At 62.8% G+C, this 24,098-nt stretch carries 18 protein-coding genes and 1 pseudogene; 7 read left to right on the top strand and 12 right to left on the bottom strand.

Annotated features, from left to right (window positions below):
• Positions 1-423 precede the first annotated feature (423 nt).
• Together N826_RS15240 and N826_RS15235 are read left to right on the top strand one after the other, a co-directional pair.
• On the top strand, positions 424-5,436 hold the full coding sequence (locus N826_RS15240) for a cadherin-like domain-containing protein (protein WP_044430213.1): 5,013 nt from the start codon (positions 424-426) through the stop codon (positions 5,434-5,436).
• A gap of 226 nt (positions 5,437-5,662) precedes the next feature.
• Positions 5,663-5,974 (top strand): helix-turn-helix domain-containing protein, encoded by a 312-nt coding sequence (locus N826_RS15235; RefSeq protein WP_044430211.1) that lies wholly within the window; start codon positions 5,663-5,665, stop codon positions 5,972-5,974.
• Positions 5,975-6,154: 180 nt separating this feature from the next.
• On the opposite strand, the gene N826_RS15230 is transcribed toward N826_RS15235, so the two are convergent.
• Positions 6,155-6,460, bottom strand: a complete 306-nt coding sequence (locus N826_RS15230) for a helix-turn-helix domain-containing protein (protein ID WP_044430208.1) — start codon at positions 6,458-6,460, stop codon at positions 6,155-6,157.
• 296 nt (positions 6,461-6,756) lie between these two features.
• Here N826_RS15230 and N826_RS15225 point away from each other — a divergent pair, with 296 nt between their 5' ends.
• Both N826_RS15225 and N826_RS15220 read left to right on the top strand, forming a co-directional pair.
• Positions 6,757-8,559, top strand: coding sequence for a type I secretion system permease/ATPase (locus tag N826_RS15225; protein ID WP_063772261.1), 1,803 nt, complete (start codon positions 6,757-6,759; stop codon positions 8,557-8,559).
• A gap of 2 nt (positions 8,560-8,561) precedes the next feature.
• A complete protein-coding gene (locus tag N826_RS15220) occupies positions 8,562-9,905 on the top strand; it encodes an HlyD family type I secretion periplasmic adaptor subunit (protein ID WP_052831327.1) in 1,344 nt (447 codons plus the stop codon).
• 365 nt (positions 9,906-10,270) lie between these two features.
• Here N826_RS15220 and N826_RS15215 read toward each other — a convergent pair whose 3' ends face one another.
• From N826_RS15215 to N826_RS15205, 3 genes are all read right to left on the bottom strand, one after another.
• Complete coding sequence (locus tag N826_RS15215; RefSeq protein WP_044430205.1) at positions 10,271-10,873, bottom strand: DUF3102 domain-containing protein; 603 nt, start codon at positions 10,871-10,873, stop codon at positions 10,271-10,273.
• Positions 10,874-10,879: 6 nt separating this feature from the next.
• The gene (locus tag N826_RS15210) at positions 10,880-11,647 is read right to left on the bottom strand and encodes a ParA family protein (protein WP_052831325.1); all 768 of its coding nucleotides are present in this window, start codon (positions 11,645-11,647) and stop codon (positions 10,880-10,882) included.
• Between the two features lie 243 nt (positions 11,648-11,890).
• A complete protein-coding gene (locus N826_RS15205) occupies positions 11,891-12,388 on the bottom strand; it encodes a MaoC family dehydratase (protein WP_044430202.1) in 498 nt (165 codons plus the stop codon).
• A gap of 94 nt (positions 12,389-12,482) precedes the next feature.
• On the opposite strand from N826_RS15205, the gene N826_RS15200 reads away from it, so the two are divergent.
• From N826_RS15200 to dctP, 3 genes and pseudogenes are all read left to right on the top strand, one after another.
• Positions 12,483-13,379, top strand: a complete 897-nt coding sequence (locus tag N826_RS15200; RefSeq protein ID WP_052831323.1) for an HpcH/HpaI aldolase/citrate lyase family protein — start codon at positions 12,483-12,485, stop codon at positions 13,377-13,379.
• A gap of 3 nt (positions 13,380-13,382) precedes the next feature.
• A pseudogene (locus tag N826_RS15195) lies at positions 13,383-14,498 on the top strand (MFS transporter); the annotation flags it as partial.
• Positions 14,499-14,717: 219 nt separating this feature from the next.
• Positions 14,718-15,725 (top strand): TRAP transporter substrate-binding protein DctP, encoded by a 1,008-nt coding sequence (gene dctP, locus N826_RS15190; RefSeq protein ID WP_044430199.1) that lies wholly within the window; start codon positions 14,718-14,720, stop codon positions 15,723-15,725.
• 63 nt (positions 15,726-15,788) lie between these two features.
• On the opposite strand, the gene N826_RS15185 is transcribed toward dctP, so the two are convergent.
• The 8 genes from N826_RS15185 to N826_RS15150 are packed head-to-tail and all read right to left on the bottom strand — an operon-like array spanning position 15,789 to position 24,016.
• A complete protein-coding gene (locus N826_RS15185; protein WP_044430198.1) occupies positions 15,789-17,057 on the bottom strand; it encodes a TRAP transporter large permease in 1,269 nt (422 codons plus the stop codon).
• A gap of 1 nt (position 17,058) precedes the next feature.
• Positions 17,059-17,655 (bottom strand): TRAP transporter small permease, encoded by a 597-nt coding sequence (locus N826_RS15180; protein WP_052831318.1) that lies wholly within the window; start codon positions 17,653-17,655, stop codon positions 17,059-17,061.
• A 52-nt stretch (positions 17,656-17,707) separates the two neighbouring features.
• Positions 17,708-19,144, bottom strand: a complete 1,437-nt coding sequence (locus N826_RS15175) for an amidase (RefSeq protein WP_044430195.1) — start codon at positions 19,142-19,144, stop codon at positions 17,708-17,710.
• The gene (locus N826_RS15170; RefSeq protein ID WP_044430193.1) at positions 19,141-19,341 is read right to left on the bottom strand and encodes a hypothetical protein; all 201 of its coding nucleotides are present in this window, start codon (positions 19,339-19,341) and stop codon (positions 19,141-19,143) included. Before N826_RS15170 ends, N826_RS15175 begins: the two co-directional genes overlap by 4 nt.
• Positions 19,342-19,368: 27 nt before the next feature.
• Entirely contained in the window at positions 19,369-20,163 is a 795-nt protein-coding gene (locus N826_RS15165; RefSeq protein ID WP_044430190.1) for a GntR family transcriptional regulator, read from the bottom strand.
• Entirely contained in the window at positions 20,160-21,401 is a 1,242-nt protein-coding gene (locus N826_RS15160; RefSeq protein WP_044430187.1) for a CaiB/BaiF CoA transferase family protein, read from the bottom strand. Before N826_RS15160 ends, N826_RS15165 begins: the two co-directional genes overlap by 4 nt.
• Positions 21,398-22,588 (bottom strand): acyl-CoA dehydrogenase family protein, encoded by a 1,191-nt coding sequence (locus tag N826_RS15155; RefSeq protein WP_044430184.1) that lies wholly within the window; start codon positions 22,586-22,588, stop codon positions 21,398-21,400. Before N826_RS15155 ends, N826_RS15160 begins: the two co-directional genes overlap by 4 nt.
• A gap of 24 nt (positions 22,589-22,612) precedes the next feature.
• Positions 22,613-24,016, bottom strand: a complete 1,404-nt coding sequence (locus N826_RS15150) for an MmgE/PrpD family protein (protein ID WP_044430181.1) — start codon at positions 24,014-24,016, stop codon at positions 22,613-22,615.
• Between the last annotated feature and the right edge of the window lie 82 nt (positions 24,017-24,098).

Here is a 24,098-nt window from a genome sequence, read left to right as displayed (position 1 = left end):
GCCATAAATATCTTAGGGTGCGAGATAGCCTCCTATTGACGTGCAGCGGCGCACCGCCGACTTGGAAAAATTGGATCGAGCTACATAGCCGTCAACGTCTTCCAAGCGTAGAAACAAGGAAACTACATTTGTGTAAGTGAAAACAAAGTATTTTGTAGTTTATTACAGACAATTAATCGGTGTTTACTCCTGTCATGGCAGGCTGATTAAACAAATCAGCTTTAATATCATAAAAATCGCGTGGATATCCAAGGCGGCTTTGTAAGTGCCGCTTTCGATATCCATACGGCGAAACTGACCGTCGCATGGATCCCTGCCTCCCCCGCATCGGAGTCGACCGCGGGTGCGGGGGAGTGGAGATGAGGACCCTTTCCTGGGTTCTTCCGGTAAGGCTTTACCAAACTGTCTCTAAGAGGCGCAATCGTGACGACTTTTGAAACAATCAAGTCCTACTACGAGAATATCCTGCAGCGCCCCGCCGCCGATGATGAGGCCAATGGCTGGGCATCGCGGGTGGAGTCGGGAGACTTCACCCTGCAGCAGGTCCGCGAGATTTTCATCAGCTCGGAAGAGGGGCAGCACGTCCAGGACGTCATCCGCCTCTACCAGGGTTCCTTCAACCGCGTTCCGGATCAGGGTGGTCTCAAGACCTGGGTCAATTCCGGCTATTCGATCGAAGACATTGCGGCCGGCTTCACGGGCTCCGAGGAGTTCCTGAACCTCTACAAGACCAACGAGCCGACCGAAGAGTTCATCACGTCTCTCTACAAGAACGTGCTGGGCCGCGAACCCGATGCCGAAGGCCTGAACAACTGGCTGAACTCGGGCATGAGCGCCAATACGATCCTGATGCGCTTTACCGAGTCCGAGGAATTCCGCGGTGAAGCGGGCGCCTGGGTCGGCAAGTTCCTGGACCGCGCCGGCGAAGGCAAGAGCGTTTACGACGGTACCCTTTACAACGATGCCCCGGTCGCCGGTGACGCAGTCGCACTGCCGTCGATGGAAGAAGACGGTGGCTCGGTTACCTTCTCCGCTGCCGATCTGCTGGTCAACGTCCGTGACTATGATGCCGACGACGTCAGCGTGAAGTCGGTAACGGTCGATTCGGCCTCCGGCGAACTGGTCGACAACGGCGACGGCACCTGGACCTTTACTCCCGCCGCTGATTACAACGGCATGGTGACCTTCGACGTCGTCGTAACAGATGGCGAACTCGACGCAACCACTTCCGCCACTCTGGAAGTGACCCCGGTCAACGACGCGCCGGTCGCCGGCGAGCCGGTCGTTCTGGACGCCATGGAGGAAGACGGCACCATCACCATCACGGCCGAGCAGCTGCTCAAGAACGTGGTGGACGTCGACGGTGACAGCCTTTCGCTGGTCGTCACGGCCGACAGCGGCGATCTGGTCGACAACAACGACGGTACCTGGACCTTCACCCCGGCCGCTGACTTCAACGGCACGGTCAACTTCTCCGTCACCGCCTCCGACGGTTCGGGTGAATGGACCGAGACGACCGCGTCGCTGGAAGTGACCCCGGTCAACGACGCCCCGGTCATCACCGGCGCGGAAGAGACCCGGATCGGCGAGGAGATGTTCGGGATCTCCGGCTTCGGGATCATGGCTATCGATCCGTTGGCGGTGACGAAGACGGCTCTCGTTACTGACGCTGAAGGCAACTTCGCCGGCGGTTCCGTTCGCATCGACGTCAGCGGTAAATTCGAGTTCGAAGACAAGGCAATCTTCTTTGCCGAAGCCGAAGGCGACGAGATCATCGGCAAGTTCTATCTCGTCGGCACGAACGTCGTCATGCGGGCTGGTGTTGCCGGTAACGACATCGATACTGTCGTTGGCACCTACAAGACCGGTTTCATCGATAAGAATGCAACATCCGCTGTCGACTACGTCGCTGTGCAGGATGTTGGCGAAACCACCTACGCGCTGGTGACGCTGAACGGCAATGCCACGGGTGAAGTCGTCACCGAGATGCTCAAGAACGTTCACCTCGGTTATGCGGCCGATGGCGAAACCGACATGAACGTCAAGGTCACCGTCACCGACGGCGACGGTTTGTCGGCCGACTTCACGCGCCTCCTCGACGTCGATGGGCGCGCGACGTTGACCAAGGACGACGACGACGAGTCTCCCTACGAGAGCGTTGAAGAAGTCGAGCTTTCGGATCGGGTCAACCATAGCTTGGCCATCGAAGAGATCAATTTCGACTTCAACGGTTCGGTCATGAACGGCGCCACGATCACGGTGACCGGTGACAACTGGACCGACAAACTGGGCCTGAATGCCGCCAACGCTTCGATCGAAAACGGTCAGGCCCGTTTCATCCTCAACGTCAACGGCACCTATGATGTCAGCGTCAAGACCGCTGATACGGAGACCGTTATCGGTACGACGGCATCGCTGCCCAAGGCCGGTGACCGGCTTATCGTCACGCTGAACGAGAACGCCACGGAAAGCAGGGTCGAGATTCTGCTGAACAGCTTGACGGTCGATCTGTCGACCGATCTGGGCGAGCGTCACTTCACCGTCGTCTACGAATCCGCTAAGGGCCCGAACGATCTGGTTTCCACCGACACTGTCGAGATCCAGATGACCCGCACGGTCGTTGGCGACTTCGAGGAAGTCTCCATGGCCGCCCTGATGGCGGCTACCGCGCTGAGCCCGGTCATCATCGACTCGAACACCCGCATCATCCTTTCCGGCACGCAGACGCTGGACATCGAGCAGGCGATCGAAGACGGCAAGATCATCGTCTCCGGCGAAGACCACCTGATCCGCCTGATTTCTGCCACGCCTCCCGTGACTGTCGACATTTCCGGCGTGACCGGCTTGGACAAGCTGGGCACCTACTCGTTCCACAATTTCGACGCCGACCTGACGATCTCGGCCGAACAGGCCAACAACACGAAGGGCACCATTACCACCGGTCATACGCTGACCGTCACGGGTATTGAAAACCTGCTGGGCCTCGACCTGTCCAAGTTGAATGCCGACGAAGACAGCATCGTCGCGGAGCTTACGGCCGCCACCGACCTCACCTTCTCAGGCGACCTGGGCGATGCTTCCCTGGAGGTTACCGGCGCTGGCGAGCTTAGCGTGGCCGCCGATCTGGCTACCGGCAAGTCCATCTCCTATGAAGACGGCACCATCATCATCACCGGCTTCGGCACTTCTCCGTACAACCTGTCCGACGTCAAGGCTGTTGATGGCAATGTGAAGGCAGACGTTTCTTCCGATCTGGAAGTAAACAGGGATGCCCAACTGGGCGACCTCGAACTCGCGGTTGCCCAGAATGCCACGGTGACACTGACGGCGACCCAGGCGAACGATCGCACGATCACCGGCGGCAACATCGATGGAAACGGAAACAAGGGCGCTTCCGTCATCGTCACCGACCTGACCAATGGTATCGATCTATCCAAGATCGTTGAAAGCTCGCCCCTCATCGGTGCCACCAACGCGACCAAGAGCGACTTGATCGTTCAGGTAACCGGCAAGGAAGGTAATGCCGAAGACGGCGTGCTCAAAGCGACCAGCCTCAACCTTGGTTCCTTCATCGTCAAGATCGACGAGGGAGCTACGCTGAAGACCGATAGCGGTTCAGTCAACGGCAAGAGCATTCAGGGTGAAGGCGCCATTATCGTCCGAGCCGAAGGCCCTAGCATCAATGCGGATCTGTCCAAGGTCACGGTGACCGGCGACAAGACGCTGGAAGTTGGTGTAAACCTTTCGGGTCAGCCGAGCCTTGCGGGCGGCGCACAGATCGGCAATTTCGAGGTCGTGGTCGATCAAGCGGCTACCTTCTCGCTCACTGCTGCTCAAGCCACCGGCAAGACCATCGACGGTGCTGCTTCGACCGACGTAGCCAATGGCGGCTCCATCTCCATCACTGGCCTGGGATCGACTGCGGTCGACTTCAGCAAGATCACCGCGGGAGCCAAAGAGGGGACACAGAGTGCTGGTTCTGTCGTCGCTACAACGAGCGCTGACGCCACTCTGACGGCCGATACCAAGCTTGGCACTGCCGAGATCGTGGTCGGTGACACTTACACGCTGACCCTGTCCGCCGCGCAGGCTAATGATCGTGTCATTACCGATGCGGGCAACAGCGGAGGTCTTGTCGTCACCGGTCTGGCCGCAGATACCGATCTCAGCAAGGTCGTCTTCAACGGTTCGGCTACGACGGTTACCGCGACCGTAGACAGCAGCATCGACATCACCGCGAACACCACGCTGGGCGAAGTCGATCTGTTCAAGGTCCTCGAAGGCACAACGCTGACGCTGTCAGCCGCTCAGGCTGCCGCTCTGGACGGTATCAACAACAAGCTCTTCAATGTCACGACGACCCCTGCAGTTGGGGACGTTGCCTCTGTGGTGATCGTCGGTGATCTTGATACCAGCTTGAGCCTGGTTACCTCTGCGGGCGTCTCCAAGCTCGACGGCGTCAAAGTCACCTTCGATGACAACTCCATCGTGGTGAACACCGGATCGACCCTGTCGATTGCCATGGGCGATCTTGCCGGCACGCAGACGGTTTCGGGTGCAGGCACCACTGCCGTTTACAATCTTCTGGGGACCTCGGACCTGTCCAAGGTCACGACCGAGACGGTCAACGCCTTCGTCACTTCGAACATCGACATCAGCACCAATACTAAGCTGTCCACGGTGGATAGCTTCACCATGAACGATGGCGCCACGTTGACGCTGAAGGCGACCCAGGTCGATGGTATCGATCTCTTGAAGTCTGGGACGTCGGGTGCAGCCACGATCGTTGCGACGAGCGGCGATGAAGACCTCGACATGACGGGTTCGACCGCCAACATCACGGTCAACCTCGGTTCCGGTGACGACACTTTCACGGGCGGCTCCGGGAACGACACCATCACCGGTGGCAATGGTCAGGACATCATTCGCGGTGGCGCCGGCAACGACACCATCAGGCTGACCGAAGGTACTGCCGCGATCGACAAGGTGATCTTCGAAGCCACCAACAATGGCAACGATACGATCATCGACTTCAAACCTGAAGTCGGCGGCGATGTTCTGGACTTCTCGGCCTTTAGCCTTGCTGGCAACGACAACTTCACGACGGCTACCAGTGCAGTTAAAGTTGATGCGTCCGCCTTCAAGGTCATCGTCGTTACCGATGCTGCTGCGGCCGATTGGTCCAATGACGAAACAATCATCAATGCGGCGCTCACCACTCCAGACAACATCGATGATAACGCCGAGTCCATCGTTATCATCAATAATGGAACGGATAGCCGTATTTACCACTACACCGATGGTGTCACCAGAGATCCGATTACTGACGCGATAAACGGCGGCACCAGTGACATACAGCTGCTCGGCACCTTGAACGGAGTGGATGCCAGCAAGCTGGTAGCCAGCAACTTCGACCTGACGCCGTTCGTCAGCTAAAAACGCCCTTCCACAAGGCGAAGACATGACGTATCGCAGGGTTGTTTCGGCAACCCTGCACTAAAACGAGAAAGGGGTTGATTTTTAGATCAACCCCTTTCTTTTTATAGAAGCCTGATTTTAATGTGAGGCCATATCAAAGAAAATCCTTATTCGTTTTCTAATTTTTGAGCTCATTTTCATGTGGTGCGCCACACTTCCTAACAATCCGAGTTCAAGCCCCATCATGGACCCTCACTTTCAGTCTGCAATGGCCCATGACGCAGGTGACCTCCGCAAGGAGGCCGGCCTCTGGCTCAAGATGCTTCGTAACAGTGCCGGTCTCTCTCAGCGCATGCTCGCCAAAGCGGTCGGCTATCCTTATTACACGACTATCGCTCAGATCGAAGCCGGCAAGCTGCGGCTTCAGTCGGATCGTTACGAGTTCTATGCCAGAGCCTTGGGTGTCGATACCCAGGACTTCATCAAGCAGATCATGAGCTACTACGATCCAGTCACTCATAAGGCTCTGTTCGGGGATGGCAAGGCTGATCGTTGAGCGGGGTTCCATATCCCCGGCGCCTTACACGCATGCGCGATGGTACGGCCAGTGCAGTATGTGTGCTGATCCATACGGTAACGCTCTGAAGGTCGTGCTGTAGCAGACGATTGGCGTCCGCAGAGAGCTTTTTAAATGCTAGAATGTTTAGCTATTTTACTGTGTTGATTATCCATCAATCTATTTGTCTTGATCTTTAAAAAGTATAGTGAACGTTATTGGATCATAAAAACGCATGATCTGTTTGACGAAGTCACGGGTGTCCATGTTCATAACAGCAGCCCACAACTTATAGGATTCAGGTGGGATTCTGCCCCGCCCTGACTCGATCATGGAAACCATAGTGTAGTTTCCGAGGCCGACCGCGTCGGCGACCTGGAGTTGGGTAAGACCTCGGCTCAGGCGGCACTGCTTCAACCAGGCTCCGCCCGCCTTGCGCAGATTCTTCACTTCCGCGCCGCCACCATGTTGAGGATGGGCATACATGTCCCGCCACCTTCCTCTGAGTGCTTATTGATGCATATCTCACTATGCTAGCGTATTCGATAGAGGTATGCGGCGCAATTAGGCGTTGAGGACGATGCTATCATCCTTTCCGCAGCACCAGGCTTGGCAGAACAGGCCCCCTGCCCTTCCCGATATCGGTTTCCAAGCGTTTCCTGTCATTAAGTCCTCGTTAAGCATAGTGACGGCAAAGTCGGTCTCATCGGTCTCGAGCATAGGTGCTCACTTCAATGGCACCGCGCTTCGCAGGGACCTTCCGAGCAACTGTCGAAGCATTGATGATGACCAAGAAGTCCGAACTGGGAGCGGTGCTTGCGACCTGTCGCAGTACCTTCGTTATGGCCGCAGTGTTCAGTTCCGTCATCAACCTCCTGATGGTGGTTCCTTCGCTCTACATGATGCAGGTCTACGACCGGGTGCTTCACAGCCACAGTGAGGCCACCCTGTTCATGCTGACCCTGATCACGGTCGGCTTACTGGGAACCATGTCGTTGCTCGAGGTTTTCCGGTCGCGCATCCTGGTGCGGATCGGCGGACGTCTTGATCAGAGGCTGGGAGAGCGGGTGCTGGCCGCCCAGTTCAGCGGCAGCCTTAAGCGGCTCGACGGCAACCCCGAGCAGGGCATGCGCGACTTCGACACGGTGCGCCAGTTCCTGACCGGGTCCGGCATCTTCGCCTTTTTCGACGCGCCCTGGGCGCCGCTTTTCCTGGCGATCATCTTCCTGCTGCACCCCCTGCTGGGTTTCTTCGCGCTGGCCGGCGGTGCGGTGCTGCTCGTTCTCGCGTTTGCCAACAACGCCGTCACCAAAAAGCCGCTGGCCTCCGCCGGCAAGGTTTCGTCAGCCCTGTCCGGAGCGATCGACAGCAGCATGCGCAATGCCGAGGTGATCGAGGCGATGGGCATGTTCCAGAATTTCCGGCGCCGATGGGCCGTACGGCAGGGCGACGTCCTGCGCCTTCAGGCGCAGGCGGCCGACCGTGCCGGCATCGTCATGGGCCTCACGAAGTTCACCCGGCTGCTGCTTCAGACCGCTATGCTCGGCGGCGGCGCCTGGCTTGCCATCCACGAACAGATCTCCGCCGGCTGCATCATCGCGGCCTCCGTCCTGATGGGCCGGGCGCTGGCGCCGGTCGAACAGGCGATCGGCGTCTGGAAGCAGTTCCTCGGCGCACGTGTCTCGTACCGGCGACTGAACGGCCTGCTGCAAGCCACCGAGAGAGCGGACAGCCGAAGCAACCCTCCCCGCCCGGAAGGATCTGTCAGCGCCGAGAACATTCGCGCGATACCCCCCGGCCGCGACATGCCGTCCCTGTCGGATCTCTCCTTCGAACTTCCAAGCGGACAGGTGCTCGGCATCATCGGACCCAGCGGGGCCGGCAAATCAACGCTGGCCCGCCTGTTGGTCGGGGCTTGGCGTCCCAATGCCGGCACCATCCGGTTCGACGGGTCCGACATCCAGAGCTGGAACGCCGAAACTCGTGGCACTTTCGTCGGCTATCTACCGCAGGACGTCGAACTGTTCGATGGCACGGTCGCCGAGAACATCAGCCGGTTCGGCTCGATGGACGGCGAGGCGATCGTGGCGGCGGCCAAAAAGGCGGATGTCCACGATCTTATCCTGCGGCTGCCGCAGGGTTACGACACACCGATCGGACGGGGCGGCAGCGCACTGTCCGGCGGGCAGCGCCAACGCATCGGCTTGGCGCGCGCGGTGTTCGGCAATCCTGCAATCGTCGTGCTCGACGAGCCGAACTCCAATCTGGACGACGCCGGCGAAGCGGCCCTGGTGCATGCGGTTTCCCAGATGAAGGCCGATGGCACGACCGTGATCATCATCTCCCATCGCCCGAGCGTCCTGAGCGCCACCGACCAGATCCTGCTGCTTGAAGCAGGAAAGATAAGGCTGTTCGGCAGCCGCGCCGAGGTACTGGCTACCGTTACGAGGCCCGTCGTCACCGCAGGCGGCCGAGCCGGCGACCAGCGCTCCGGAAGCCATGCGGGACCCGCTCGCCAGGACGGTTCCCCCGCGCGCGACCGCCAGACGGCCGGTCATGAACTCACCGAGCAGCAAGCGGTTTGAAATTGAGCGAACTCATCGAAGCTTTCCCCATCCGCGCGGCTCAGCCGGCGGAGCAGCAGGCAAAACCGGCTTATCCGGTTTCCAGCCGCAGCATCATCATGGCGGGCTGTCTGGTGATCGCCGGCAGCTTCGGCAGTCTGGCGGCCTGGTCCGCTACGGCCAACCTCAGCACGGCGGCCATTGCCAAGGGGACCTTGGCGGTAGACACCCACAGGAAGTCGGTACAGCACCTGCAAGGCGGCATCATCCGGGAAATCCTGGTGCGCGATGGCCAGCGCGTCCATGCAGGCGATGTCGTGCTCAGGCTCGACCGGACCCAGACTCAGTCCCTGGTCGATATGCTGCGGAGCCAAGTCGATCTGGGACGGGCGGAGGAGGCCCGGATGATCGCGGAGCGAACCGGCGCCGCTGCCGTCAGCTTTCCCCCCGACCTGCTGGAGCGCGCCCGTGCGGAGCCCGATCTTGCTACGATCCTGAGTGGCCAGAAAGGTCTCTTCGAGAGCCGCCGACAGTCGCAGGAGGGGCAGACCGCGATCCTGCGTAATCGGATCGCACAGTCCAGGCAGCAGATCGACGCCATGAAGGTCCAGGAAACCGCGAAGCGGTCCCAGAGCACCTTGATCGAGAAGGAGCTGAAAGGGCTTCGCGCCCTCGCCTCGCGCGGCAACGCGCCGGGGAACAAGGTCCTTCAGTACGAACGCGAGGCGGAGCGGATCGCCGCCGAGCGCGGCGAGATCATCTCGAACATGGCGATGGTCAAGCAGAGCATCGGCGAAGCCGAGTTGCAGATCATGCAAGTCGGGAAGACTTTCCTGGAGCAACTGGAGGCGGATCTTCGAAAGACGCAGGCTTCTCTGTTCGAATCCTCGCAACGGCTGCATGCGGCACAGGCCGATCTAGCCCGCCTGGATGTGAGGGCGCCGTACACCGGCACTGTGGTCGATATGGCTCACCATACAGTCGATGGTGTGGTGACACCGGGAAGCCGCATCCTCGATATCATCCCGGACGGCGACCAGATCGTGGCGGAAGTCCAGATCCGCCCCGGTGACATCGACGGTCTGGCGGTCGGCATGCCGGCGCAGATCCGGTTCACGTCGTTCAACCAGGTCGAAACGCCTGTCAGGCATGGGCAGGTTCTCTCGATCTCCGCCGATCGCCTGATCGATCCGAAGACCGGTGCGCCCTACTATGGCATGCGCGTCCTGGTCGATGTCCGATCCGGCGAAGGCCTTACGATCTCATCGGGCATGCCGGCGGAGGTCGTCGTCGAGAAGCAGGAACGGACCCTGTTCGCCTATTTGATCCAGCCGATGCGCGAAACGATCACCCAGGCGATCAAATAATGCGATCCTCGGCAGCCGCCTGAAAAGGTTTAGGAATGGAGATCCCGTCGGGTAGAGTCGCTTGGCGGGGTTCGATCGCAGATTTGCCTGGATGTTGTTGATATTACAACTATTTCAAATCCACAAAATATAAACCCTAAAATAATATATACTTATTTATATATTTTATAGAAAATTTAATAGTTAAGATGACTTTTCGGTAAATTGAAAGAAAAGTTAAAGGTCTGGCGATAGACCTCTTCAGGCTCATATTGACACCGCGGATACGCACTTGAGCGGCATCCCAGACCATTGCGTCGAGCCATGGCGAAAGTCACGCCCTCCCCTCCCCTCCCCTGCCTACTTGCCGGATTGCCAACACTCGGCTACCCGGCTATCTCATGCGCTTCGCCATCGATTACCGTCCCACCCAGTTCTGCATCGATCTGCCTGAGTTCCTCTGCGAGCTTGCGCTGAAGCGCGACGATCTGCTCGCGGCGTCGCTTCAGGATCTCGGTCCGCTTGGCCGCCGGAGCGCGTAGTTCCCGTTTGAGGCTGATGATTTCCTGACGTCTGACTTCGCGGTGAATGATGCCGCGTGTCTCTGCCTCCTGCCACTCCGTCTCGTTCAGGGTTGCGGCCTCGTACAGGATGGAGAAGCTGTTCGGCAGGCGGTCGGCCGGCAGGCGGCCGTTTTCGATCGCCTCGGTGACTTCACGCATTCTGTAGGCGTTGTTGCGGGAAAAGGGAAGGTCGCGTTCGATCAGGTCCAGGTATTCGCCATGTTCCAGTTTCTGCTTCGCTTGAAGCAGGTAGCGGCCGATCAGCAGGTAGCGTTTCTCGATGCCCTCCCAGGCTTGCCGGATGGCACCGGCGAACTCTGCCCGTGAGGTCAACTGCCGCTCGACCGTCTCCATGGCTTCGACACGGGTGTCGGTGCGCGCCAGCTCACGCGCTTGGTTCTTGCTGACGAATGATTGTACCGCCATGACCGGTTACTCCTGTCTCAGGCCAAGCTCGTTGCGCACGAACGCCCACACCCCTTCGATCTCCGCGGCACCGAAGGCCTTGGCGATTTCCTGGACGCCAATCCCGATCTTTGACGCTCTCTTGATATCTTCCGACTGCGGGATTTCGATCGGGCAGAGGCGGCCGACGGCATTGAGTTCCAGTTTGACCTCCCTGACGGTGCTTGAGCGGCGGTCCACCCTCGTCAGCACGAATGCCGACGGCTTGCCGAAGCGGCCGACAAACTCCATCCAGGGCACGACGCTCTCGCTCTCGTCGGAAGAAGGGCCGCAGGGGATCAGCAGCAGGTCCGATGCTTCGATCAGCCTCTGTACGTCTTCTGGGTATTTCTCCAGACCTGGCGGAGTATCGATGATCAGCACATCGAAAGACTGCCGACTGATGATATCCAGGAGTTCGCGGCTGTCGCTCGGCTCGGCTGCCCAGAGCGCTACCTCAGCCAGTCCTTCGGGGCGGCGCGACCACCACTTCAACAAGGTCTGCTGCGGATCGAGATCGGCGAGGGCGACCCTCAGACCGGATCGCGCGGCGGCTACGGCAAGGTTTCGGACAAGGGTCGTTTTGCCAAGCCCGCCCTTTGGGCCATTCACCAGAACCGTTTTGCATCGTGGCACGTCGGCGATGGCCGTCTCCAGCAGGATCTCGGAATTTGCTTCCTCCGGTCCTTGGGCTGCTTTGGGAGTCGTGGGCTTCTTCCGACTTCGACGCTTGGTTCCGACGTCCGTGCCGCTCATGATGTCCCCCCCAAGTTTGACAAGCTCACGAGGGGTAAACTTTCGTCACCGGTTTGGGAAGACCGTAGTCTTGGATAACGATAGAGTGGTTGGCTATTCGTCGGCTTTGTGGCCGGGATGTCTCACCTTGGCCATCGAGAGGCGGCCCGGCATCGCCGCCTGAGTATATCGGTCAGGCAGGGAAGATGGTGAACCGGTTCAACATATCCCCTTCGCCCTCCGGCCTCTCCTCTCCTACCCGGTCTATCGAGTGTCGCGTTTCAGGATCAGGCTCTTGCGGATGAAAGTCATGAATTCGGTCCCGTCCGCCTTGTAGCCGATGGTCTTGGTGGTGACGATTCCCTGGGTCGGCCGCGAACGGGACTCGCGTACGTCCAGGACTTCCGACCGAGCATAGATTGTGTCACCGGGAAATACCGGCGCCGTCAGCTTGATCTCGTCCCAGCCAAGGTTGGCGACGGATTGGGCACTGACGTCGTTGACGGTCATGCCCAGCACGATCGCGAGCGTCAGGCCGCTGTTGACCAGCGGCTTGCCGAACTCGCTTTTCGCCGCAAAGGCATGGTCGCAGTGCATCGGGTGCTGGTTCATCGTCATGAGACTGAACTGGATGTTGTCGGCCTCGGTGACCGTCCGGCCGGGCCGGTGGTCATAGACATCCCCAACTACGAAGTCTTCCAGAAAGCGGCCATAGGTGGCTACGATGTGACGGGGTTCCCGCTTGCCGGTTGCGGCGTTCATGTTTCCTCCTGTCGTCTTTGGCTTGCGCCTGGCAACGGCTTGGCGCATCTTTGTCCGGACAAACATACACGTATAGTCGGGGAGGGCAACGCCAATGATGCGGACCAGCGAAGAAACCAGCCAAGGGGGCCTTTCCTCCGTTCCGGTGCGGAGAAGCCTGCTGTTCGTTCCCGGCAATCGGCCCGAGCGCTTCATGAAGGCGCTGGCCGCTGGCCCGGATGTCGTGGTGATTGACCTTGAGGACGCCGTGGCGCCGGCCGAGAAGGAGGCGGCGCGCCGGAAGGCCTTGGGCGCCTTGGCGGATCTTGCCGGCAGCGCGCCCGCGACGGAAATCTATCTGAGGCTGAATGCGCCCCGCACGCGGGCAGGGCTTGACGATCTGGCGGCGCTGCTCGACCACAGGCCGCGCTTGGGCGGCATTCTCCTGCCCAAGGTGGAGGGGCAGGGCGATATCGAACTGGTCGATGCCCTGATGGACGAGGCCGGGTACGATACCGGTCTCGCCGCCGTTATCGAGACGATCAGCGGCCTGGACTCGGCATACGCCATCGCCAAGGCTTCGCCGCGCATGACCTTTCTGATGTTCGGCGGCGCCGATCTGGCGGCGGAACTTCGCGTCGCCATCGCGTGGGAGCCGCTGATCCATGCCCGCGCCGATGTGGTGCGCGCGGCTGCCCGTGCCGGGATCGACGCGCTCGACATGCCCTTTCTCGGCCTTGACGATCCGGCGGGCCACGACCGTGAAATCGTGGCGGCGGCTCGACTTGGCTTCACCGGCAAATCGGCCATCCATCCCAAGCAGATCGACGCGATCAACCGCTACTTCACGCCGGATGGCGAGGCCGTGGCGCAGGCCCGGCGGATCGTGGATGCTTCCACCAAGACCGCCGGGGGCGTGATGCTGCTGGATGGCAAGCTGGTCGAACGGCCGATTCTGCTCGGCGCACACCGGGTCCTGGCAGTGGCGGCACGCACCGGGCTTTCAGCCTGAACCATGGCACCGATTTCCCTTTCCGGACCGGACGCCGACACGCCGCCGCTGGCATTGGTCCTCGCAGCCGTCACCTTGGTGCAGGCGATTGCTTCCATGGGCATGCTGTCGTTTTCGGTGATAGCGCCTTCCGCCGCCCTGTCTTTGGGGGTTGGAGCGGAACTGATCGGATTGCAGATCAGTCTGGCCTACATCGCCGCGACCTGCTGTTCCGTGCCGGCCGGGACGCTGGTGCGGCGATGGGGGGCCGTGCGGGCGAGCCAATTGGCACTCCTGCTGTGCACCGCAGGAACGGCTGTCGCCGCAAGTGGCTATCTCGTGCTGGCGGCAGTGGGTTCGGTGCTGATCGGCCTGGGATATGGACTGACCAACCCGGCCGCGTCACATCTGCTGTTCCGCTTCACGCCGCCGCATCGGCGCAACCTGGTCTTCTCCCTGAAGCAGACCGGGGTGCCGCTGGGGGGAATCTGCGCCGGGCTGGTCCTGCCGCGCCTGACCGTGGGCTTCGGCTGGCCGGTTGCCCTGCTCGCCGTCAGTGTGGTGGGAGCCGTGCTGGCGGTGCTGCTCCTGCCGGTGCGCGCGTCCTGGGACACCGACCGGCAGCCAGGGCTTGCGATCCGGGCGGACCTGACCGAGGGACCGCGGATGGTCTGGCGGGCACGCCCGCTACGGCTGCTGTCGGTCACGGCCTTCTGCTTTTCGGGCTTGCAGCTCTGTCTGGTCAGCTTCCTCGTGACGATGCTGGTGACGGAGCTGGATTACTCGCTCGTGCTGGCCGGGACGGTGGCGGCAGTGGCGCAGGCGGCGGGAGTGGTCGGGCGGATCGTGTGGGGCTGGATAGCCGACCGGATGGAGAGTGCGCTCGGCGTCCTCATCATGGTCGCGGTTACCTCCGCCCTCGCCTGCGGCTTGACGGCGGTGCTGCATCCGGGGTGGCCGGCATCGATGGTCGTGGCGCTGTTCCTGGGGTTTGGCCTGTCGGCCATCGGGTGGAACGGCGTTTTCCTGGCGGAGGTGGCTCGGCTGGCGCCGGCCGGCACCGTCGGCATGGCTACCGGCGGTGCCCTCGCCTTCACCTTCGCCGGTGTCGCCGTTGGACCGACGGTGTTTTCCGGGCTCTACACGGTGGTCGGCAGCTATACGACAATGTTCATCTTTCCTGGCCTGCTGATGATCGTCAGCCTGGGCCTGCTGCGCGCCGCCCATCGGGAAAGCACCTGACATTATTTGTCCGGACAATACTCTTTACAAACATGATTGTCCGGACATAGCATTCGGCCAGCAGAAACGTGGGGCCGTTCCGGTCAAGGACCGGTCCTCAACAACGGGAGGAAAGCCATGCTGAGACGGACTCTTCTGATCGGGGCTGCCGCGGCGGCATTGATGGGCCTGACGGGGATCGCCGCTCCGGCCCGCGCCGAGACTTACGAAATGGTCATGACCAACGAGATCGCCACCACCCACTGGACGGCGCAGGCCATGGAGCATTTCGCCGGCCAGCTCAAGGAGCGCTCCGGAGGCCGGATCGTACCGAAGATCTATCATGCCGGCACCCTCCTGAAGGACAAGGAGGCGGTGGCGGCGCTGGGCACCGGTGCGGTCCACATGGTCTGGCCGGTCAGCGTCCAACTGGAATCGCTGGCTCCCCAGTACGGCGTGATCAACCTCCCCTTCATGATCACCGACGAGGTGATGCTGAAGCCCGGCGCTTCCGACGAGATCGCGGCGCTGATGACGAAGTACGTCGAGGATATCGGCATCGAGGTGCTGGGCCTGATGCGGACGGCGGACCTGATGTTCCTGGCCAAGGACAAGGAGATCGACACGCCTAAGGACCTGAGCGGCATGAAGATCCGCCTGACCGGCGGCCGCGTGCTTCAGGACACCATGCGGCGCTTCGGCGCAAATCCCGTCACGATGCCGGCGACCGAGATGGCGGCGGCCCTGATGCAGGGTGCCATCGACGGCATCTATACCTCTGCCGGCGGTTGGGAGATGGTCGGCACGACGGCCAAGGTCGCCAGCTACGTGCCGGGAATGAGCCTGCTGACCTATTCCGTGCTGGTGGACAAGAATTGGCTGGCCGACCTGCCGGACGACCTGCGGCAGGTCGTGAAGGAAACTACCAAGGAGATGCTGAGCCGGCAGTGGCAGGAAGCGATCGACAGCGACAAGCTCGTGCTGGACAAGATGCTTGCGGCCGGCGGTAGGCTTTCGACGGTGGACGACGCCTCGCGGGAGCAGTTCCAGGAGCTTTCCAAGAAAGCCAGCAGCACCTTCAGCGACCGCTACGCGGAGGTCACCCAGCAGATGGAAGCGATCAAGGCGAAGTATTCGGCGAACTGATGTTTCGAAACCTGGGCGGAGCAGGGAAGGGGAGGGCGGTTTCCGCCCTCCCTTTTTTTGATGTCAAAGCAGCATCAGGCTCAGGGCCGGCACCGCGTTGATCAGCAGAAGACCGAACAGGCGGATGCCGTAGAAGGGCAGCACACCCTGGATGATCTCGTGGACCGGTATCTTGGTGATCTTGCTCATGACGAACAGGTTGAGGCCGATCGGCGGGGTCAAGGTCGCGATCTCGACCAAGGCCGTCATGATGACCGCGAAATGGATCGGGTTGATTCCGACGGCGTTGGACAGGGGAAACAGGATTGGGCTGAGCAGCACGATCATCGACACGCCGTCCAGGAACATGCCGACGATGATCAGCAGGATGTTGACGGTGAGCAGGAAGACGAAGGGCGACACGTCGGCTTCGCTGACGAAGCGCGTCAGTTCGGCCGCCAGTCCAAGCCGCGTCAGCATCGCGGTCAGCAGGCCGGAGCCCAGCAGGATGCCGTAGATCATGACGGTCTGCTTGACCGATTCCCGGAGCGTGCGCCAGATCGCGAAGATATCCGCCGTCCGGTAGACCACCAGCACCAGCAACGCCGCATAGATGGCGGCCAGGGCCGAGACCTCGGTCGGGGTGAACAGGCCGGCGTAGATCGTCCCGATGATCAGCACCGGCATCAGCAGCGCGCCGCTGGCCGACGGCAGGGCCTTGCGGAAACCGGCCCAGTCCGGCCGGTCCTGAACGATGCCATAGCCGCGCCGGCGGCTGACCAGGACGGTACCCAGCGCCAGCAGCGACAGCTCCAGCAGTCCCGGCACGATGCCGGCGATGAACAGGTCTGGGATCGGCATGCCGACGATGCTGCCGATCAGGATGAAGCTGAGCGACGGCGGGATCATCAGGCCGAGTGTGCCGCAGACGGCGATCAGCGAGGCGGAGAAGCGGGCGTCGTAGCCCTCATTCGGAAGGAGTTTGACGGCGGCCGGGCCGAGCGCCACGGCGCAGGCGACCGAGGAGCCGTTGACCGCGGCGAAGAACATGCTGGAAACCGCGAGCGCCAGGGCGACACCGCCCTTGAAGCAGCGGACGACCGAGGCGACGAGGTTCATGATGACGAGCGCGAGGTTGCCCTGCGACATCAGGTTGCCGGAGAAGATGAAGAACGGGATGGCGACCAGCGCGTAGCTGTCGATCGAACCCCAGGCGGTCTGGGCGATCAGGACGGGCGGGATGTTGAAGCTGAACAGCATCAGCCCCGCCGCGATGATGCCCAGCGCTATGCCGACATGGATGCCCGCGGCGATCAGCGCCAGCAGGGCCAGGACTGCCAATGCGACGGTCATCTCAGCGTAGCTCCTCGGTCTCGAAGGGATCGACGCCGTGGAGCAGGTGCAGGGCCGCTCCCACGAAGTAGCCGATATAGAGCAGGCCGCCCAGCGGCATGATCAGGCGCACCTGCCAGAGCGGCAGGTCAAGACTCGATTCCGTCATCATGCCGATCCGGTGCAGGTGCATGACCTCCACGCAGCCGGCGTAGACCAGCACCGACGCGAACGCCATGCCGAGTATGCAGTTGAGCCAGTTGAGCCCCATCCGGACCCCGCGCGGCAGGCGCTGGATCAGAAGTTCCATACGGATGAAGTGGTGGTCGCGGCTGGCGGCGCTCAGCGCCAGCAGGACGCTCCAGACGACCAGGAAGCGGACCAGCTCCTCCGCCCACCAGTGGCTCTCGCTGAACAGGGAGCGGCTGGACGCCTCGTAGAACATCACGCCCATCGCGGCGGCCATGAACAGGCTGGCGATGTTGAGCAGGACCTTGTCCTCGAACCAGATCCACGGACGCGGCAGGGTGTATCTTTCGCTGGGTTGTTCGGACCTGTTGGCATGAGCCAGGGTATCGCCGGATGCCGCAGGGGCTTCCGGTCTCGTTATTCCCGTCATGGCATCCTCTTGTTGCTGTGTTCCTCCCCAGGAACTTGCTTGTTGCTCGGTATCAGCTTCGGGATTGGAGAGACGGTGCTTGGCGCGTCCATCCGGATGCCACTTCATAGGCATGGCCGATGGACAGCAGCTCCCCTTCGGAAAATGGTTTGCCGATCAGCTGGATGGCGGTCGGCAGGCCGTTGGCGGTGAAACCGGCCGGGACCGACAGGCCGGGCAGTCCCAGGTATGAGAGCGGCCGTGTCAGTTCGGCAAGGCCGCCGACGACCTTCGCCATTCCCGCGCCGGCGCCGACATCCGTTTCGGCTCCGGTCGGAACGGGATGCTTCAGCACCGGCGTCAGCAGGGCGTCGCAGTGCCGGAGCGGCCCTTCGACCATGTCGGCAAGCATCCGGCCGCGCAGGGTCCTGGCCTGGAGATAGGCCGTCGCCGGAAGCGTCAGGCCTTGAAGCAGGCGGGCACGGACCTGTTCGCCATAGTCGCCGGGTCGATCGCGTAGCCACGGCAGATGAAGGGTCGCCGCTTCCGGCGTGAAGACGACGCCGGCAAGCTCGCCGAGCTGCCGGTGGTCGGGAATATCGACGTCGACGACGCCGGCGCCAAGGCTCTCCAGCGTGCGCCGCGCCGCATCCACCAGTTCCGCGACCTCCGGGTCCAGGCCGTCGAAATAGAAGCTGGTCGGCAACCCAATCCGGACGCCGTCGAGGCGGCCGGCGGAGGCTCCGTCCAGGGCAGCTTCGTAGTCGGGTACGGCGGCTGCGACCGTGCCGGGATCGCGCGGATCGGCGCCGGCCAGCACGCCCATCAGCCGGGCGACGTCGCGCACCGTCCGCGCCAGCGGCCCGATGCAGTCCAGCGAGTCCGACAGCGGCATGCTGCCGTAGCGGCTGACGCGGCCCTGGGTCGGCTTCAGGCCGACTACGCCGCACATCGCGGCCGGCAGCCGGACTGAGCCGCCGGTATCGGAGCCGAGCGCTCCGAACGCCAGCCGAGCCGCGACCGCCGATCCCGATCCGCTCGACGAGCCGCCGGTGATGTGATCGGGGTTCCACGGGTTGCGGCACCGCCCGAGATGGGCGTTGTGGCCGCTCGGCCCCATCGCGAATTCCGCCATGTGCAGGCGCGCGAGATCGACGGCGCCCGCCCGGTCCAGCCGCTCCAGGACCGCCGCTGTCGCGTCGGGCACGAAGCCCCGCCGGATCAGGGAGCCGCATTCCGTCACCCGGCCCTTGCGGTAGAACATGTCCTTGTGGGCGAGCGGCACGCCGCCTAGGACGCCGGGATCGCGTCCCTGTGCGATGGCGCGATCGGTGATGCGAGCGCTTTCCAGTGCCGCGTCGCGGTCGGCGGCGACGACGCAGTTGAGATGGCCGGCCTGTTCGATGCGGTCGAGACAGGCTTCGGCAAGGGCCTCCGCCTTGATCCGTCCCGATCGGACGGCGTCGGCGGCCTCGCAGAGCGACAGCGTCCAGGGATCGGCGACGCTCAAGACCGCTCTCCGGCTTCGGTCAGGAGGGTGACGAAGCGGTTCGTTTCCTGGTCGAAGCCCAATTGGCCGGCACCGGCCGCGTTCAAGGCGGCCAGCGAGCGGTCGAGTGCCGCATCGGCCAGCACCGCATCGGCGCCGGTGAGGGAAATGCCGTGCCAGTTCCGGATCAAGCCGGCGGCCGGGGATGGATCAGTCATGAAGTTGCTCCCTCATCTGCGGCGCATTCAGTCACGGGTGCCCTTGCGCCGGCCGGACGGATTGTCCTGGCGCTGGAGCCTCATCGAATAGCGGAAACGGCCGGTGGGATGGATGTTGACGGAGCCTTCGAACACCTGCCCGTCGGTGCCCAGATAGAGCCGGGTGATCTTCAGCCCCGCCGAGCCGGCCGGGGCATCGAGCGTCGCGGCGGTGCGGTCGTCCAGCACGATACCCTCGATGTCCTGAAGCACTTCCCGGATCGTGACGCCGTGGGCTTCCTCGATCATGCGGTAGACCGCCCGCTGCTCCTTGCCGATCCTCGGTACGATGCCGGCGAAGTCGCCGCGCACCCACAACGTGGTCGTGCAGAAAGGCTTGCGGGTGTCGGACGCCCAGCGCTGGGCATCCATCCTGTACCACGGCGTTCCCGGTTCGCAGTTCATCAGGGCCGCCAGTTCCTCGTCGGCCTCGATCAGCTCCGTACCCAGCACTTCCATCCGGGTGTCGCTGGCGTACTGCATCAGCTCGTCCAGGGAGTTGATCGAGTTGGCGTAGCGGCCGTCCGCCGTGGTCGCCGCCAGGATCGTGCCGATGCCGGGCCGGCGCGAGACCAGCCCCATGTCCTCAAGCTTGCGCATCGCCTCGCGCACCGTGTAGCGGCTGACGTCGAAGCGGCTGCACAGTTCGAACTCAGTCGGCATCCGCGCCCCAAGCCGATAGGCGCCCTGCTCGATCTCCTTCAGCAGGATGCTGACGATCTCCTGGTAGCGGGGGATCTCGGGCGAAGGCTGTGGCGATGGCTGGGGCGCGGGGTTGGTCATAGAACACCGATCTCTTTCAGATGCTTGAGACGATCGGCACTATATCCCAGTTCGGACAGGATCGAGGTGCTGGCTTCGCCCATTTCAGGCGCCGGCCGGGTCGGCAGTTCGGCGTCGGACAAGCGGAACGGACCCTTCAGCATCCTGAGCGGCCGCCCCAAAGCGTCGCCGTGCCCGGCGAACTCCGCGACGTTGCCCTGTTCGGCGACGAAGGGATTGTTCAGCGCCTGTCCGATATCCAGCACCGGGGCGGCCGGGATCTGGCCGCCGAAGACCGATATCCACTCCGTCGTGGTGCGGTGGGACAGCGCCTCGTCCATCAGTTCGGTCAACTGTGCGCGGTTGGCGAGCCGAGCCTTGAAGGTGGCAAAGGCCGGATCGGTCCCCCATTCCGGACGGCCCAGCTTGTCCGCCAGGATCGGCCAGAACTTCTCCTTGTTGCACATGATCAGTATCCAGCCGTCCTGCGTCCGGTAGAGCTGGCTGGGGGTGAGGGACGGGTGGGCGCCGCGCGGCTCGCGGCCCTGGAGGTGATCGGCGTTGAGATACCACGTCGCGAGGTAGTTGACGTTGTGGAGCGCCACATCGAACAGGGAAACGTCGACATCGCGGCCGATGCCGGTGGCGCGGGCGCCGGTGATGCCGGCCAGCAGCCCGAAGGCGCATATCTGGCCGGTCATCAGGTCGACGATCGACAGGCCGAACCGGGTCGGCGGTCCGTCCGGCTCGCCGGTCACGCTCAGGTATCCTGCCTCCGCCTGCATTAGGTAGTCGTAGCCGGGCCACGATCGCCGCGACCCCGTCCTGCCATAAGCGGACAGGTGGGCACAGACGATCCGGGGATTGACGGACTTCAGCGCGTCATAGGTCAGTCCCAGCTTTTCCGGCTGGTCGCCGCGCAGGTTGTCCAGGACGCCGTCGGCATGTCGGACGAGGTCGTGCAGGATCTCCCGCGCTTCCGGCTTCTTCAGGTTCAGCGTGATGCTGCGCTTGTTGCGATTGAACGACTGGTAGAAGTGACTGTCGCCCGGACCGAAGAAGTGCGGCCCCACGGCGCGCCCGACATCGCCGCCGTCGGCGGGGTTCTCGATCTTGATGACGGTGGCGCCGAGGTCGGCCAGCAGCATGGTGCCGAACGGACCGGCGCCGTACTGCTCGACCGCGACGATGGTCATGCCGGCAAGCGGTAGGGCCGCCGGTTCGGCCGCATGGGGCTGGGATGAAGGGGTGCCGGTCATATCGGGTTCTGCTCGATCAGGCGCTTGGCGATGATCAGCCGCTGAAGCTCGTTGGTGCCTTCGCCGATCGCCAGCAGCGGAGCGTCGCGGTACAGCCGCTCGACGATGAACTCCTTGGAATAGCCGTAGCCGCCGTGGATGCGCAGCGCCTCCAGCGAGTTCTCGATAGCGGCTTCACTGGCGAACAGCTTGGCCATGCCCGCTTCCATGTCGCAGCGGTCGCCCCGGTCCAGTGCTTCCGCTGCCTTCCGGACCAGCAGCCGGGCGGCTTCCGTGCGGGTCGCCATATCGGCCAGCTTGAGCGCTATCGCCTGATGCTCGTGGATCGGCTTGCCGAAGGTGGTCCGCTGCTGGCTGTACTTGACCGACTCGTCCAGCGCCGCCTGAGCGACGCCGACACCGCGCGCCGCGACGTTGACGCGGCCAAGTTCAAGACCCGAGATCGCGCATTGCAGGCCGGTGCCTTCCTTGCCGCCGATCAGGCAGTCGGCCGGGACGCGGTAGTCCTCGAACACCAGTTCGGCGCTGTCGATGCCCTTGTAGCCGAGCTTCTCCAGCTTCTTGCTGACGCGGAATCCCTGCCGCTTCTCGGCCAGGAACATGGTCATGCCCTTGTGGCGTGGCTGGGCCGTGGTGTCGGTCTTGACCAGCAGGGCGAAGCAGGACCCCTCGATCCCGTTGGAGATCCAGGTCTTGGTGCCGTTGATCACGTAGTCGTCGCCGTCGCGCCGGGCCGTCGTCCGGATCGCCTGAAGGTCGGTGCCGCAGTCCGGTTCGGTCAGGGCCAGACCGCCCCGGACCTCGCCGGCGGCGAACAGCGGCAGGAAGCGGGCGCGCTGCTCCGGCGTGCCCATCTTGTTGACCACGTGAGCCATGATGAGGTGGGAGTTGATGATGCCCGTCAGCGACATCCAGACCCGCGAAATCCGCTCGATCACGGCGGCATAGGTGCTGGGGGCTAGCCCGAGGCCGCCATATTCCTCGGGGATGGTGGCGCCGAACAGGCCGAGTTCCTTCATCTTGCCGACGATTTCCGTCGGGTAGATGTCATCGTGCTCAAGATGCTGGGCATAGGGTTTGACGTCGCGGTCCAGGAAGCGTCCGATGCTGTCGAGGATCATGCGTTCTTGGTCGAGCCGGTCGGCCAAATCGCCGGCCGGATTGGTGCTGAGGGGGGCGGCGGTCATGTCGTCGCAAACTCCTAATGTTCGTCAGGCCGTAAGATCGGCCGAAAGGGTCGCCGCATCGGTCTCGGCGCAGGACAGGACGGTGGCTTCCACCGCGCGGCTCCGCTCCGGCGAAACGGCCAGCGCCGCGTTGATCCGGTATTTCTCGACGATCTCGTCGTTCGTCAGAGGACGGTCGGGAGCGCCGCGGTTGATCTGTTCGCGGTGGCTCAGCGTCTGGCCGTCGGCCATCTCCACGATGACTTCGCCGGAGTAGTGGCGCGGGAAGCCCGATTTCGGATCGACCTCGTAATCGACCTTGGCGGCCAGCGCCAGCAGCCCGGGGTCGCCCAGCATGCCGGGCTCCAGGTCGCCCAGGCCCATCCGTCCATGCAGAAGCCCGACCGCGACCAGATAGGGAATACTGAACTGGGCATCATAGGAGTTGGCCGGCCGCTTCTTGCTGGCGACCGGCTCGCACACCGTCTTGACGACCTCCGCCGGCACCAGCGCACGGATGCGGCGGATCCTGCCGATGTCGAGACCGGGCGAAAGCCGGATGGCGGCGTCGATGCAGGCGTGGGTGAAGTGGCAGGCCGGGAAGGGCTTGATGGCGGTCTGGTTCAGCTCCCATCGGTCGCCCAGTCCGGCCGTGGCAAGGGCCAGATCCGCCTCCGCCGCGCGCGGTCCGAGATAGGCGTTGTACAGGCCGAACCGTCCCTCGTACGGCGCCGCGGCTCCGACGAAACCTTCCCGCGCCAGGGCCGCCGCCGTGATGCCGGACGATGCCGCCCAGCCCGGATGCATGCGCTTGGTCCAGGCCCCGTCCTCCAGGAACTCCAGGCTGCCGGCGCCCATGCTGAGCGCGATGCCCTGGGCCTGCGTCAGTTCCCGTGCCGACAGGCCGAACAGCTTGCCGGCGACAAGGGCGGAGGAGAAGGTGCCGACCAGGCCGGTTGGGTGGAATCCAACCTGATGGAAACCGCCCTTGGCGACCGCGCCGAGCCGGGCCGCGACCTCGATCCCCAGGATATAGGCGACGATCAGGTCCTTGCCGCTGGAGCCCGCCTGGACACCGGCGGACAACGCGCAGGGCAGGGCGCTGACTGTCGGATGGACCACCCCGCCTAGATGCGTGTCGTCGAAGTCCAAGCCGTGGCACAGGATGCCGTTGACCAGGGCCGCGTCGCGCGGCGCCAGCCGGACCGGTCGGCCGATCACGCCGACCGACTTCTCGGCGGCGCCGGACAGGCCGGATAGCGCCGTCAGGGTGCGGTGGGCGAAGTCGTAGGTGCCGGAAACCAGGGCGATGCCGACGGCATCGAGCATGTGATGGACGGCGCGGACGCGAACGTCCTTCGGAATGCCGTCCCAGGTCAGACCGGCCGCGAAATCGGCGAGCGTTCTGGAAATGGTCGAGCTTCGGGAAGACGCCTCGTCTAAGGGCATCGCTTTCTCCCATCATGGTTCTTATTGGTGCCGGCTTGGTGCGGACCGACTTTGTCCGGACATTCAGGCGTATGGCGCGAGC

Origin of the sequence: Skermanella aerolata KACC 11604 (genome assembly GCF_000936425.1) — a bacterium.
Lineage (GTDB): Bacteria > Pseudomonadota > Alphaproteobacteria > Azospirillales > Azospirillaceae > Skermanella > Skermanella aerolata.
This window is presented reverse-complemented; position numbering and strand designations above follow the sequence as displayed.

Excerpts from the sequence above, each read along its gene's own strand:
- N826_RS15235 (WP_044430211.1), top strand. The coding sequence starts at position 5,663 with ATGGACCCTCACTTTCAGTCTGCAATGGCCCATGACGCAGGTGACCTC.
- N826_RS15230 (WP_044430208.1), bottom strand. The coding sequence starts at position 6,460 with ATGTATGCCCATCCTCAACATGGTGGCGGCGCGGAAGTGAAGAATCTG.
- N826_RS15225 (WP_063772261.1), top strand. The coding sequence starts at position 6,757 with ATGATGACCAAGAAGTCCGAACTGGGAGCGGTGCTTGCGACCTGTCGC.
- N826_RS15215 (WP_044430205.1), bottom strand. The coding sequence starts at position 10,873 with ATGGCGGTACAATCATTCGTCAGCAAGAACCAAGCGCGTGAGCTGGCG.
- N826_RS15210 (WP_052831325.1), bottom strand. The coding sequence starts at position 11,647 with ATGAGCGGCACGGACGTCGGAACCAAGCGTCGAAGTCGGAAGAAGCCC.
- N826_RS15205 (WP_044430202.1), bottom strand. The coding sequence starts at position 12,388 with ATGAACGCCGCAACCGGCAAGCGGGAACCCCGTCACATCGTAGCCACC.
- N826_RS15200 (WP_052831323.1), top strand. The coding sequence starts at position 12,483 with ATGATGCGGACCAGCGAAGAAACCAGCCAAGGGGGCCTTTCCTCCGTT.
- dctP (WP_044430199.1), top strand. The coding sequence starts at position 14,718 with ATGCTGAGACGGACTCTTCTGATCGGGGCTGCCGCGGCGGCATTGATG.
- N826_RS15185 (WP_044430198.1), bottom strand. The coding sequence starts at position 17,057 with ATGACCGTCGCATTGGCAGTCCTGGCCCTGCTGGCGCTGATCGCCGCG.
- N826_RS15180 (WP_052831318.1), bottom strand. The coding sequence starts at position 17,655 with ATGACGGGAATAACGAGACCGGAAGCCCCTGCGGCATCCGGCGATACC.
- N826_RS15170 (WP_044430193.1), bottom strand. The coding sequence starts at position 19,341 with ATGACTGATCCATCCCCGGCCGCCGGCTTGATCCGGAACTGGCACGGC.
- N826_RS15165 (WP_044430190.1), bottom strand. The coding sequence starts at position 20,163 with ATGACCAACCCCGCGCCCCAGCCATCGCCACAGCCTTCGCCCGAGATC.
- N826_RS15160 (WP_044430187.1), bottom strand. The coding sequence starts at position 21,401 with ATGACCGGCACCCCTTCATCCCAGCCCCATGCGGCCGAACCGGCGGCC.
- N826_RS15155 (WP_044430184.1), bottom strand. The coding sequence starts at position 22,588 with ATGACCGCCGCCCCCCTCAGCACCAATCCGGCCGGCGATTTGGCCGAC.
- N826_RS15150 (WP_044430181.1), bottom strand. The coding sequence starts at position 24,016 with ATGCCCTTAGACGAGGCGTCTTCCCGAAGCTCGACCATTTCCAGAACG.